Origin of the sequence: Microcoleus sp. Pol14D4 (assembly GCF_036701245.1) — a bacterium.
Lineage (GTDB): Bacteria > Cyanobacteriota > Cyanobacteriia > Cyanobacteriales > Microcoleaceae > Microcoleus.
This window is the reverse complement of record NZ_JAUBQM010000014.1, coordinates 1-13,013: the sequence shown is the minus strand read 5'-3', so window position 1 is coordinate 13,013 and position 13,013 is coordinate 1. Positions and strand designations below refer to the sequence as shown.

Below are 13,013 nucleotides of genomic sequence, written 5' to 3'. Positions count from 1 at the left end.
CAAACAGAAAGTTGGAAAAAACCTGACAACCGAGAAAAGGAGAAAAATTGTGAAAATCTTCAAATTTGTTTTAGTGCTGTTGGTAATGGCCGCCAATTTAGTATTCGTTCCCCCATCCTGGGCCGACGCTCCAAAAACGCCGAGATATGCGAGCAATCCCGACTACATAGAGGTGACTGAAGCTCTGAACACTCTCAAGGCAGCGAAAGACGCACCCGATAGCGCCCAGAATTATACCCCTGAGGAACTCCGGAAAAAAATCGCTCAATTGGAGTTTCAAAAATACACTTTAGAAACGGGAAAACCTTGGGGTCAGTGCCGCAACGAGACCGGAAAAACCCTGGCTGTCTACGGCCCGAAAGGCAAAAAAGCCGCTTCTTCTACTTACGACAATGCCCTTTATTTTCTAGCTGACGGCCAAACAACTGAACATAAATGGGATTGCGATGGAATTTTTCTCCCCAGTGATATCAAAGCAACCGATTTAAGGGCGACCGATCAACCTTCCGAAGAATTGACTGGGGGTCTAGCTGTTAAGATAGTTGACGGAACTCAAGTTGTAGCCAGAGCTAATCCCGATACGGGGGCTGTAGAATTCAACGTTCCTACTGCTAAGGTTTTCCAGCCTGGGGACGCGAATTGGTTTGTTCCTGATGTGACTCAGGCTTACATAGATACGCAAGTTCCCAACGCACCTACTGAGGAAAATGATTAGTTTTGGTGAAGTTGTAATGCGATCGGCTGTTTAAAGCCCGTTGCAATGCAAAATCCCGCCGGGGAGCAATCCCCGGCGGATAATCATCCAAGCGAAAATATATCGGTTTACCTTCTTATTTCCCATTAAAATTAAAAGGTTAATCTATGCTATTAAATTGGAAATCCACGAAAGTAAATACAGAAAAGACTAAGCGACCCAATCCGTCGCGGGTTCGGGATCACTTGGCAAACGAGCGCACTTATTTAGCATGGATGCGGACAGCAATATCCCTGATGGGTTTTGGCGTAGTTATTGTGCGCCTTCGCACCTTTCATCCCCCTCTACTCCCAACTCCCGGCAATGGCTGGAAGTTGGGTTTGCTTTTTTCAGCAGTGGGTTTGCTGACGGTGTTATTCTCAACTAAGCACTACTTTGGCGTCCGTCACGATATCGATTACGATACTTATGAACCTACCGATCGCTGGGTAATTATTTTCAGCCTCGCGATCGCAATCCTAGGGGCTGGGGTAATTTATTATATGTTCACCGTTCCTTCTAGCTCATTTGGTTTGATGGCACCTGAATAACGGTGGCGGTTTAATATGAATATTAAAGAGTTCGATCGCGTGCAATTATCGTTCAAACCGATGCAAGTAGATGATGAGAAACTACAGCAGGCAAATCTGTCGCGGGCGATCGATCGATCGGCAAATGAGCGCACCTTCTTAGCCTGGATGCGGGCCGCGATCGCCCTCATGGCTTTTGGCGTCGTCATCATCCGACTTCGCGTCGTGCAAATGCCCGTACATTACCGTCAGGCGATGGGGTGGAAGTTGGGTTTAATCTTCTCTCTAATAGGTTGGGTGACAGTCTTAATCTCAACTAAGCATTACTTCACCGTTCGCCACCAAATTGACCGCGATACCTACAATCCCCCAGACGCCATGGTTTTATTTTTCAGTTTTGCTGTGGGCTTATTGGGAATTGGAGTAATTTATTCGATTTTGGCAGCAGCCCTGGGCCCAAGTAGTTCTGTCATACCCGATTGATTGTCAACAGAAGTTAATTATGAACAACGATACAGTTGCCACGATCGCTTCCATTCTCATCTTAGGTGCTGCTGTCTGGGCAGCATTCGTAGTGCTGGAGACTGTCGCGAAAATAGTCCCTAAATTGCTCGGCGTGACAGTCGCGATCGGGCTTTTGCTCGTTTACCTGCAATATTACTGGGGCATCGATACTGCATATCTTTGGCAAACTGTCAAGCATTTGCCTGAAGCTTTCAATTTCTCGATCTCAGTCTAAACAGACACCAGCCAGCATTCTCAACAACCTCTCCCTCATCGATATTTTTGTACCCGAAAGAAAGTAGATTGAGCCGATCGACAACAAAATACGGTAAGTCGATTGACTTACTAGACATAAGTCAGCTTTGCTGCTAAACTACGGTAAGTCGATCGAGTTATGAGCTATTATCGTGGAAAACGCTAAAAAAGTCAGTCAAGAGTACCAGCTTGCAGGACAACTGACCCAACAGTTGCCACAAGCTAAGGGTTTTAAGGAAATCTGGTTTAAAAAAATCAGAGGCGGGTTACTTCTGGGAATTGGATATTTGCTATCACCGCTGTGTTGGTGGAACGACATATTTTTCAATCTGCCAATTGCCTACGCCTTTGGGTATATCTGTAGTGGGCTTTCCCCAGATTTACTGTTTCCTGGCACAATTGTCGGCTACTGGCTTTCCAATATTGCTGGAATTCTGTTGATGCAATTCGGGGCTGTAGATGTTTTTACAGACAAACCCAAGGAAAAAAACCTCAAAAAAGAGTTATTGACGGGTTTAGTTTCCTCAACCGCCTTCACCATTGTCGTTGTGGCATTGATTCATTTTAATGTTCTCGATACTCCAGATTTCTTTGCCGGCAAAGAGTCGGTTAACCTCAGCTCTGTTTTACCTATGACCATAGTCACTTCAAGGTAGAAGGCTGAACATAAACCATCAATTCATCGAGGGTTTTTAATCAGTTACACAGGTAAATATAATAAAATCAGGGAGCTTTTACACTACATTTTCTTGTAGCTTTGTTTAATTGCATTTACTGAGTTCAACCTAGAATATTGTAGCTAAACACGAAAAAAATTTAAGCGTTGAATAGCAAAAGTTCGGGTAACAAATATTGAAATGCGAGTAAGATTTTGCCTGTGTTGCTGTGTGGCAGGAGCCGCCCAAGTTATCTATTTGTTGGTTGGCAGCGGTTAAATACACAGTTTTTGGGCATAACAGTGAACTACTTATTACTATCCTTTCTCAGCTTTTTTGTTGGCATTATCGTTGGTTTGACCGGAGTTGGCGGAGCGTCGCTCATCACCCCAATGTTAATTTTTGTTTTCCAAGTTCCGGCATCAATTGCTATTAGTTCGGATGTCGTAGCTGCTACACTGATGAAAGTTGTTGGCGGCTTTAAACACTGGCAGCAAAAAACCCTAGACTTGCAAGTAGTTAAGTGGCTGGCTTTGGGCAGCGTGCCCGGTTCGCTGACTGGGGTGTGGATTTTACACTGCATCAAATCCAGCGGAATTCAGGACTTAGACAGCATATTGCTGCGCGTTCTCGGAGTAGCGATCGCCCTAATTGTCGCTTTATCGCTGATCCAATTAGCGGTCAAAACTTTTTTCCCTAATTTTAAATTGCCTTCGCCCCCTGAATGGGACTTAAATACTAATTATGGTCGTATTTGTACTGTGAGTGCGGCAGCAATTTTAGGCTGCATAGTTGGAATCACTAGCGTGTCTTCCGGTTCGATGTTTGCACTGTTGCTGATTGCTTTTTTCCGCCTGGATACTTCTAAATTGGTGGGGACAGATATTTCGCAGGCGGCAATTTTATTGATGTTTACATCTCTGGGACACCTCAGCCTCGGAACAGTAAACTGGGGTTTAGTTGTGCCAATTTGGTTGGGTTCGGTGCCGGGAGTTTTGGTAGGGGCTAAATTCTGCCAAATTATGCCTCAACGCCCGCTAAAGTTTGTGATTTACGGAATGTTGGCAATGGCGAGTTGGAAGTTGTATCAAGTCTGAAAGGTAGGGTAAGGTCAGGAGTATTGCTGTCAACAAATATGCGCTTTCGCTGCCGTCCGGCAGGGGTTTAAACCCCTGGCGGTCTTTCGGGTTAAGCTGATAGCAATGTCGCAGTAATGACGATCGCCCCTACTACGTATTAATAATTGCTGACTAATGCTTCGAGTTCGCTGACTGTCGGCAATTCTAAGTCTTTAAACAGCACTGTACTGAGGTAGCGTTCGCCATAAGAAGGCTGCACAAAAACTATCAATTTTCCTGCATTTTCGGGACGCTTGCCGACTTGAATAGCTGCAAACAAAGCCGCGCCTGCTGAGATTCCTGACAACAATCCTTCTTCTCTGGCTAGTCGGCGACTGTAGGCGATCGCATCTGCGTCGCTAACTGCAATCACCTCATCAATTAACTCGGGTTTCAACACTTCCGGAATAAATCCTGCACCAATCCCTTGAATTTTGTGAGCACCAGATTTACCTCCAGAAAGCACGGCGCTGGTGGCTGGTTCAACTGCGATCGCCTTAAAACTCGGTTTCCGCTGTTTAATTACCTCAGCAACTCCAGTCATCGTACCGCCGGTGCCAACTCCAGCCACTAAAAAATCTACTTTACCTTCTGTATCTTCCCAAATTTCCTCGGCCGTTGTTTCCCGGTGAATTTTTGGATTGGCGGGGTTGCGAAACTGTTGCAGCATGAAAGCATCGGGGGTTTCTTCTACAATTTCTTCCGCACGGGCGATCGCGCTTAACATCCCTTCATGTCCCGGAGTTAATTCCAACCGAGCTCCGTAAGCTTTCAGCATCGATCGGCGCTCTAAACTCATCGTATCCGGCATTGTTAAAATCAGACTGTAGCCTTTCGCCGCCGCGATCATTGCCAAAGCAATTCCAGTATTGCCTGAAGTCGGTTCAACTAAAATAGTTTTCCCCGGTTGAATTAGCCCCGCATCTTCTGCCGCCTGAATCATGCTCGCCGCAATCCGATCTTTCACCGAAGCAGCCGGATTCATCCCTTCCAATTTTGCTACTATATGAGCAACTACTCCTTCGGCTTGGGGAATTTTATTGAGCTGAACTAAAGGAGTTCTGCCAATTATTCCTGTAACATCCTTAGCAATTCTCATGGCTTAATTTCTCTCCCTTTAAATGTAGTACATGGGATGTGCTTGTTTGCGAACATCCCGCTGTTCGCACAAATCTTGTAATGTGTATTTGCCCAAAACAGCCCAAGATGCCTGTTGAGCTTCCTGCCAGATTTCTAGCACCGCAGTTTTTTCTATTGTTACAGATTCCGAAACTTTTTGAGTCGGGGCACTGCCGTCGCCTTCGAGTGTCGAAAACACCTCTAGCAAAGTAATCTGCCAAGGCTCTTTTGCCAGCAAATAACCGCCTTTAGCGCCCCGCAGACTTTGGACGATACTCGCACGCCGCAGCACGGCAAGAATTTGGTCTAGATAGCGTTCCGGTATCTCTTGAGAAGCAGTAAGTTCGTTTACTGTTAGGGGCGAATCAGTCGGGTGGTGACTCGCCAATTCCAAGAGCGCTAACAGGGCGTATTCTACTCTAGAAGATAGTTCCACATTCCCCACTGGCGATCGAGTTTAAATTGTACATTATATAATAGTACACAATTCCGGTAGGTGTACAGGTGTTAGTATATTTTTATTACAAAAACGGTTGGATAAATCCCGTGAGCAACGTCAATGTAAGTTTAAGCTGTCGGCACTGTCGGTATTACGAGCAACACGGGCACAGGGGCGGAAACTGCCTGATGCTTGGCGTGGTGGTCAAAGGTGGGTGGAAAGCTTGTCCGTTTTTAGTTCCCCCATTTGCACCGTCTTGGGAACACCCAGAAGCCGGTAGATCCCGAAAGTCTCAAATGTTGCAGGGAGCGACTATTTTACAGGCAATACCCCCGCCTTAAAGTAACTGCTAAGTAGGTAGGCGGATATATGCTGTGTCATCGTTAAGTTTATTCATACTCACCTACTTGGCGGCAGTCAACAGGTGCGAGATATCGCATCTGTTGGCAGTGAGAAGAAAGAAATCAGGAGAAACAGAAAAGCAAGGGCGACGATCGCACTTGCTTTTGAACCTATTGACGAGTCGATAATAAAATTTAATTAACGCACATTTAATACAAATTATTTGTTGTCTAGAGAACTGTGAATTTGCTAGAATATCGCATTGTCAGCGAAGATTGTTTTTGCACCGCATTCCTACCACCTACATCAGCAACCGTAAACCATTAACAGCTAATATCCTTTTATATTTCGTAGTGCCACACCTCAGAAGGTTGCAGAATAATCCGGTGGAATGGCAGACGATCGATCAAGCCTTGCTGCTCAAAATGACCGAGGGTTCGAGTGACAGTTACGCGACTTGTACCGATAATTTCTGCAATATCCTGATGCGTTAAAATCATATCGATCAGATGTCCTCGCTCTACCTCGGAACCAAACCTCTTAGCCAGCCAATTTAATAGTTGATAGAGCATAAAATCAACTCTTTTGTAACCTCGCATTACCATAAAATCTTCAGCCTGCTGAATGTGAGTGAGCAAAATATCTTTATTTAGCCAGCGCTCGCCACATAGTAAAATTGCCTCGACTTTAGTTAGGCATTCAATTTGAAAAGGCTCGCATTTTGATATCGGTTTGCCGATCGTATCACCAGGTCCCCACAATCCCAAGGTGATAATTGTACCATCTTCAAGCCACGTTACAGTTCGCACTACTCCACTTTCAATTCGCCACAGAGCATTGCTTCTGTTGGGCAAGTGCGAGCGGCGAGAAAATATATGTCGGCTCGTTTCATCAAAAGTTTTAGTGGAAAGAGAAGCAATAGTCATAGCCAGTTACTGAAAGAATAAAAGTTAGTTTTTCCAATGACAGCAGGATAGTGTGGTTGGCAAAAATCTATATAAATTAAAGCTTTACTAGATTCCGGCACCGTCTAAAAACTGTGTAATGAATAAATCCGAAGACAAGAATAATTTATGTTTTTCGACCTCTGCTTGCTCTGATTGAGTTGTTTTGAGCGGAGATAATTGAGATTTTAAAAAATCCACCTGCTCTTCTAAATCCTTAATTCTATCGAACAAAGCTCGAATCGCTTGAGCTTCCAAATCCGGTAAGCCTTGAGAATTTAGAGGATCTTCCACCTGCTTTTTTCGAGAGATAATGCGGCCGGGAATTCCCACAACAGTGCAATCGCTAGGGACATCCCGCAGCACTACCGAACCCGCACCAATCCGAACATTATTGCCAATTTGAATATTGCCTAAAACCTTAGCACCGGCTCCCACAACTACATTTTCTCCCAGCGTCGGATGCCGTTTTCCTATTTCTTTACCCGTGCCGCCAATTGTGGCTCCTTGATAAATGACAGCATAATCTCCAACGATCGCAGTTTCGCCAATTACCACCCCCATGCCGTGGTCGATAAACACGCCCCTACCAATTTTTGCTCCTGGGTGGATCTCAATACCTGTTAAAAAGCGGCTTAGTTGGGAAATCAAGCGCGGTACAAACGGCAGGCCAGCGAAATAAAGCCAGTGTGCTATCCGGTGCAAAAAAAGTGCTTGCAATCCGGGATAGCAAAATAATACTTCCAGCCAGTTGCGCGCCGCAGGGTCGCGTTCGTAAATAATTTGCAAGTCACTGAACATATTTACTCTCGCCGTGTTTGGGTTATACAGTATCGGCAGTGCCAACGGTTTAAGCTGCATCAAGCAGTATTGATTGTGGCATTATTACATATAATACTATAATCCGACCGAATTACAGTAGTTAATGAGAAAAAAATTTTCCTTCCCCAGCCCTTTCTAAGCTGCCTCGGATATTTTCCGCGAAACAAACGGTACAGCTTGTCTGACTTCTTGCCGCAGCGGAATCTCGATCGAGAATTCCGTCCCCAATCCCGGTGTCGAATCGCAGCGCAGCGCACCCTTGTGCTTTTCTACGACAATTTTATAGCTGATGGACAGTCCCAATCCTGTCCCTTTTCCTACTGGTTTAGTCGTAAAGAAGGGGTCGAACAGCCGTTTTTTGACATTTTCTGCCATACCGGGGCCGTTATCAGATATCCGCACAATTATTTTGTCAGGGAGTGAATATTCTGTGGTTATGGCGATCGCGATCGGATTGGCTTTCGCTGCTTTGGGCCCGCGCTCGAAGTTGTAACTCTCAAGGGCGTCGATCGCATTAGCCAGAATATTCATAAACACCTGATTTAATTGTCCGGCATAGCACTCTACCAAAGGTAAATTGCCGTAGTTTTTAACAATCTCGATCGGCGGGCGATCGCCTGTAGCTTTCAGGCGACTTTGCAGAATTAGCAGAGTGCTGTCAATACCTTCATGAATGTTGACAGGTTTCATTTCGCTTTCATCTAAGCGAGAGAAATTCCGCAAAGATTGGACGATTTGAACAATGCGATCTGCTCCGATTTTCATCGAAGACAGCAGTTGCGGCAAATCTTTGCTGAGAAAGTCAAAGTCAACCTTTTCTAAATACTCGTAAATTTCCGATGGAGGGTGTAAATATTGTTTTTGGTATAGTTTTACCAACTCTAACAAATCGCTAGTATATGCGCTGGCGTGGTGGATATTGCCGTAAATAAAACTAATAGGATTGTTCACTTCGTGGGCGACACCAGCGACTAATAAGCCCAAACTAGACATTTTTTCCTGCTGAATCAGTTGACTTTGAGTTTGCTGCAACTCTTGCAAAGTTTGTTCTAGCCTTTGAGATTTAGCCGTGCGTTCTGCTGCTATTTTTTCAATTAAAGCGGTATAATTCCACAAGCTCATTAGATAAAGTGTCGCCGCCAAAGTTAAAATTGTCCCAAAAATTAAAACCGTCAAAGAACGCCAAAATCTTAGAGGATTAATGTACTCTGGCGTTAACCGCAGTTGCAGCAACCACCTGCGATTTTCAATATTGAGAATGCGGGTGCAACTGCTGCCATCCGGGCAGTAAGCTCTTTCCCCAATTTGGAGTTGATTTTTAATATTTTCGTCGGTGACGATCCTTTTAGTCTTTGCTTCGTAAAAAGCGAGAAATCTTTCCGCTTCAGGAGCCATAGCATCTTGAAGATACACATTAACAAAGTTGAGTTGAGTTTCCTGCAAAGCCGACTTCACAATAGCATCAACGAGCAAAATACCGAAAGCAAAACCTTTCAAATTTTCTGGGTTTCTAGAAAGTAATTTTGGCGACAATTCTGCGGTATTGTTAGAAGAAATTTGACTAAAAATTGGTAGAAATACGAATACGCTTGGTTGATTTTGTGAAGACCATTTTTGACGGTCAGTCGCGATAATTTCTTGTCTTTTGGCGGCTTTTTCTAATGCTGGTCGATTGGCAGTCAAATCTAAACCTAAATCTATTTCATCAGTCAGGAATTGCGGAGAGTCAGAAACACGGGGCAGCCAAGCGATCGCCTTAAGGCTCGGATGGCGGTACAGGGCAGGACCAACAAATGTATTAATTTCGGGTTTTTTAACGCCGTCAAATACGCTGTAAAATGCTCCCACCGCCCGAATTATTTCTAAATTGCCGCTAACATCTCTCTGAATGTCTGTAGCTATTTTGTCCAGCCGGTCTTGCAGTTCGGCTTGCATGGATTTATATTCCCAATTGTACGCAACTGAAGAGGCGATCGCAGAAAGTCCCAATCCTGCAAAAAGTGTTAATCCTGCCTGGATGTAACGGCGATAAGTAAGTAAAGTGCTAGTTGCTAAATTGAACAATTTGTTAGCATTCATATTCTTCGCTGACCTTTTTTTATGGTTCCCACTCAAAATTTCAGGAGGAAGCTTTTTCCCCTTCCCAGGCAGAGCCTGGGAATGAATTTCAGGAGGCTCTGCCTCCGATTTAGAGCCACGAGACAGCATTACCAGGCACGTGCCTGGTAACGATGTGAGAGCAGTGTTTTGTAAAAGCTCCCCGATAGTATTTTGAGTAAGATGCAGCCGCTGATTTAAATTGAATAAGCAGGAAAAGTCATCGCGTGTTTGGGCTTGACGTAAACCTGCTGATCTCGCGTTAAATTTAGAGAATCGAAGCGCTCGCGACTCACGTAAGCTGTTACTACCTGCTCGGATTCTAACACTAACTCGGTTTGTATTTCCCGCCCTAAATGAATGATGCGGCTGACTTTTGCTAATGAAAAACCAGACTCCGGCTTAGTTTTAATTTCCACGTCGTGGGGGCGCAAAAACACTACGTCCGAATGAGCTGCTCCATTATGGCGAGCCGTTGTGCCGTTGCTGGCGAACAAACCTGCAGCATTCGAGAGCACATTGACCGGCCCAATAAAACTCATCACAAAAGCTGATGCCGGTTTGTCGTAAATTTCAGCAGGAGTGCCAACTTGTTCGACTCTACCTTTGTTCATCACCACAATTTCATCGGCTACTTCCATAGCTTCTTCTTGGTCGTGAGTCACAAAAACTGTAGTGATGTTAACTTCTTTGTGAAGGTTGTGCAGCCACGATCGCAATTCTTTGCGGACTTTAGCATCTAATGCTCCAAAAGGTTCGTCTAGCAGCAGCACTTTTGGTTGAACTGCTAGAGCTCTGGCCAAAGCAACCCGCTGCCGCTGGCCGCCGGAAAGTTGCGAAGGATAGCGATCGCCCAAACCTGTCAACTGCACTAAATCCAAAAGTTCCTCAACCCGCCTGCTAATAGAACCTTTAGGAACTTTGCGAATTTCCATCGCAAAAGCAATATTTTTCCGAATACTCATGTGTTTGAATAAAGCGTAGTGCTGAAACACAAAACCGATATGGCGTTCCTGCACCGACTGATGAGTAGCATCTTCACCGATCAGGTAAATCTGACCGCTGTCCGGCGGTTCTAGCCCCGCGATCATCCTCAGCAGAGTCGATTTCCCGGAACCGGAAGGCCCCAACAGCGCGACTAAAGAACCCCTTTTAATTTCCAAATTCACGTTGTCAATTGCGTGGAAGGAGCCGAAGTGTTTCGATACGTTCTGAACTGTAATGCTCATAAGTTTATTTACCTATTTTAGGAGTTAAAACACTAAACTCCGCTTATCTGACAGATTTACAGTAGTATATCCTGAAAATATTATTTTGCAAGGTCTGTAACTTTTTGTATAGGATCTCGATGCTCTCCAGATGGGGACTGCGTTTCAAAGTTGAGGCCGGCGGACCGTCCGAGTTAAGCCGTCAGCGTTTCGAGATGTGGCTGTAGCGGTAAATGCGATCGTCCCAGAGTAAGCAATGCTGAAATTACGCAGAAACCGGGCTTGATGGACGAAAATACTGCATCAAAACCTTTAAAACTTTTAATTCCCCTAAAAAACCCCGTTTCTTGGCTGTCGATCTATATTTTACGGCTGCCGACAATTCCCCGACTCCCGGCGATATTGAAGATTTCAGGTAGGAATTGCTCAATCTCAGGTGCGATCGCCCACAATTTATATGACAATAGTTAGTTCATAAGCATACAGGCTTCAGCTTTGACAAACTACCAGAATAGTAAATTCTAACCAGAACACCACTATGGGAAAACCAACAGGCTTTATCGAATTCTTGCGCGAATTGCCCTCTGAACTCTCACCTGTCGAGAGAGTCCACAACTGGGACGAATTTCACCTGCCAATGGAGGAGGACAAACTCCGCACCCAAGGCGCGCGCTGCATGGATTGCGGCATTCCGTTTTGCCACACGGGCACAATTATCAGCGGCATGGCAAGCGGCTGCCCGATTAACAACCTCATCCCCGAATGGAACGACCTCGTATATCGCGGACTCTGGAAAGAAGCCCTAGACAGACTCCACAAAACCAACAACTTCCCTGAATTCACCGGCCGCGTCTGTCCCGCACCCTGCGAAGGCGCTTGCGTGCTCGGCATCAACAACCCGCCAGTCACGATTAAAAACATCGAAGCCTCGATTATCGACAAAGGCTGGGATGAAGGCTGGATTACTGCCGAACCGCCAGCCAAACGCACCGGCAAAAAAATCGCCGTCATCGGTTCCGGGCCCGCCGGTTTGTCCGCAGCCGCGCAACTAAACAAAGCCGGTCATTGGGTAACAGTATACGAAAGAGCCGATCGACCGGGCGGCCTGCTAATGTATGGCATCCCCAACATGAAGCTAGACAAAGAACAAGTCGTGATGCGCCGCCTGAAAGTCCTCGAAGACGAAGGCGTGACATTCGTCTGCAACACCGAAGTCGGCAAAGACTTACCAGCAGAACAACTGCTAAAAGAATACGACTCCGTTGTGCTCTGTACCGGCGCCACCAAACCCCGCGACTTGAGCATCCCCGGCCGGGAATTAAAAGGCATCCACTTCGCAATGGACTTCCTGACTGCGAACACCAAAGCAGTTTTAGACAAGAGCACCAACGATAACTTCATCTCCGCCGAAGGCAAAGATATCGCGATCATCGGCGGCGGCGACACCGGCACCGACTGCGTGGGCACCTCCATCCGCCACGGCTGCAAAAGCCTGGTACAGCTAGAAATCCTGCCGAAACCGCCCTCGGAACGGGCGGCCAACAATCCCTGGCCCGAATGGCCAAAAGTCTACCGCCTCGACTACGGCCAAGAAGAAGCCGCAGCCAAATTCGGCGACGACCCGCGCGGCTATCTCACCACGGCGACCAAGTTCGAGGGCGACGAAAACGGCAATGTCAAAGCCGTTCACACCGTTGAGGTGGAGTGGACGAAAAACGAGAAAGGCCAGTTTATTCCGAACCACATCCCGGGAACGGAAAAAGTGTTGCCGGCGCAGCTTGTCTTGCTAGCGATGGGCTTCCTCGGCCCGGAACAGCCCTTGCTGGATGACTTGGGATTGGAACGCGACGCCCGCAGCAACGTGAAAGCCGAGCACGAAAAATATACAACCAGCATTCCGGGAGTTTTCGCGGCTGGTGACTGTCGCCGGGGACAAAGTTTGGTGGTTTGGGCGATTAACGAAGGGCGCGGCGTGGCCCGAGAGTGCGACCTTTATCTGATGGGGAGCACTGATTTGCCGTAAGACTCCCAACCAATAACCGAGATTAACCTGATGTTCGAGCTCATTCAAAAAATGTAGAGGCCGATTTACCTTTGGGCGGGGGCGGGTTTATTATATTGTTGGTTTCAGGCATAGATAGTTGGTGAAACTCGCCCCGACGATGGTCTGTAGATACTGTCTTGACCTGTCAAGGGGTAGCAGTCAAATAATTAGGATCGAAAGGCTTTTGGGACTTTAAAATCCC

At 46.2% G+C, this 13,013-nt stretch carries 14 protein-coding genes; 8 read left to right on the top strand and 6 right to left on the bottom strand.

Features of this window, described 5'->3' with window-relative positions; all coding sequences use genetic code 11:
- Nucleotides 1-49: 49 nt before the first annotated feature.
- The 6 genes from QUA33_RS08160 (at nucleotide 50) to QUA33_RS08135 (ending at nucleotide 3,775) form a co-directional block, all read left to right on the top strand.
- Nucleotides 50-715 carry a hypothetical protein gene (locus QUA33_RS08160; protein WP_333147944.1) on the top strand — a complete coding sequence of 222 codons (666 nt, stop codon included), beginning with the start codon at nucleotides 50-52 and terminating at the stop codon, nucleotides 713-715.
- 146 nt (nucleotides 716-861) lie between these two features.
- A complete protein-coding gene (locus tag QUA33_RS08155) occupies nucleotides 862-1,284 on the top strand; it encodes a DUF202 domain-containing protein (protein ID WP_333147943.1) in 423 nt (140 codons plus the stop codon).
- Nucleotides 1,285-1,299: 15 nt separating this feature from the next.
- Nucleotides 1,300-1,746 (top strand): DUF202 domain-containing protein, encoded by a 447-nt coding sequence (locus QUA33_RS08150; RefSeq protein WP_333147940.1) that lies wholly within the window; start codon nucleotides 1,300-1,302, stop codon nucleotides 1,744-1,746.
- Nucleotides 1,747-1,765: 19 nt separating this feature from the next.
- Complete coding sequence (locus tag QUA33_RS08145) at nucleotides 1,766-2,002, top strand: hypothetical protein (protein ID WP_333097512.1); 237 nt, start codon at nucleotides 1,766-1,768, stop codon at nucleotides 2,000-2,002.
- A 172-nt stretch (nucleotides 2,003-2,174) separates the two neighbouring features.
- On the top strand, nucleotides 2,175-2,678 hold the full coding sequence (locus tag QUA33_RS08140; protein ID WP_333147939.1) for a hypothetical protein: 504 nt from the start codon (nucleotides 2,175-2,177) through the stop codon (nucleotides 2,676-2,678).
- A 302-nt stretch (nucleotides 2,679-2,980) separates the two neighbouring features.
- Entirely contained in the window at nucleotides 2,981-3,775 is a 795-nt protein-coding gene (locus QUA33_RS08135) for a sulfite exporter TauE/SafE family protein (RefSeq protein WP_333147937.1), read from the top strand.
- Nucleotides 3,776-3,914: 139 nt separating this feature from the next.
- On the opposite strand, the gene cysK is transcribed toward QUA33_RS08135, so the two are convergent.
- Together cysK and QUA33_RS08125 are read right to left on the bottom strand one after the other, a co-directional pair.
- Complete coding sequence (cysK, locus tag QUA33_RS08130) at nucleotides 3,915-4,895, bottom strand: cysteine synthase A (RefSeq protein WP_333147935.1); 981 nt, start codon at nucleotides 4,893-4,895, stop codon at nucleotides 3,915-3,917.
- Nucleotides 4,896-4,913: 18 nt separating this feature from the next.
- Nucleotides 4,914-5,351: an Rrf2 family transcriptional regulator gene (locus QUA33_RS08125; RefSeq protein WP_333147933.1), complete on the bottom strand. Its 438-nt coding sequence runs from the start codon at nucleotides 5,349-5,351 to the stop codon at nucleotides 4,914-4,916.
- A 68-nt stretch (nucleotides 5,352-5,419) separates the two neighbouring features.
- Between QUA33_RS08125 and QUA33_RS08120 the strand changes: the two genes are divergently transcribed.
- On the top strand, nucleotides 5,420-5,695 hold the full coding sequence (locus tag QUA33_RS08120) for a hypothetical protein (RefSeq protein ID WP_333147932.1): 276 nt from the start codon (nucleotides 5,420-5,422) through the stop codon (nucleotides 5,693-5,695).
- Nucleotides 5,696-6,037: 342 nt separating this feature from the next.
- On the opposite strand, the gene QUA33_RS08115 is transcribed toward QUA33_RS08120, so the two are convergent.
- The 4 genes from QUA33_RS08115 to QUA33_RS08100 all read right to left on the bottom strand — a co-directional run bounded on the left by QUA33_RS08115 (nucleotide 6,038) and on the right by QUA33_RS08100 (nucleotide 10,788).
- On the bottom strand, nucleotides 6,038-6,622 hold the full coding sequence (locus QUA33_RS08115; RefSeq protein ID WP_333147930.1) for a Crp/Fnr family transcriptional regulator: 585 nt from the start codon (nucleotides 6,620-6,622) through the stop codon (nucleotides 6,038-6,040).
- Nucleotides 6,623-6,709: 87 nt separating this feature from the next.
- The gene (cysE, locus tag QUA33_RS08110; RefSeq protein ID WP_333147927.1) at nucleotides 6,710-7,441 is read right to left on the bottom strand and encodes a serine O-acetyltransferase; all 732 of its coding nucleotides are present in this window, start codon (nucleotides 7,439-7,441) and stop codon (nucleotides 6,710-6,712) included.
- A 156-nt stretch (nucleotides 7,442-7,597) separates the two neighbouring features.
- Entirely contained in the window at nucleotides 7,598-9,541 is a 1,944-nt protein-coding gene (locus QUA33_RS08105; RefSeq protein ID WP_333147924.1) for an ATP-binding protein, read from the bottom strand.
- A 215-nt stretch (nucleotides 9,542-9,756) separates the two neighbouring features.
- Entirely contained in the window at nucleotides 9,757-10,788 is a 1,032-nt protein-coding gene (locus QUA33_RS08100) for a sulfate/molybdate ABC transporter ATP-binding protein (protein ID WP_333147922.1), read from the bottom strand.
- A 517-nt stretch (nucleotides 10,789-11,305) separates the two neighbouring features.
- On the opposite strand from QUA33_RS08100, the gene gltD reads away from it, so the two are divergent.
- Entirely contained in the window at nucleotides 11,306-12,790 is a 1,485-nt protein-coding gene (gene gltD / locus QUA33_RS08095) for a glutamate synthase small subunit (RefSeq protein ID WP_333147921.1), read from the top strand.
- The last annotated feature ends 223 nt before the right edge of the window (nucleotides 12,791-13,013 follow it).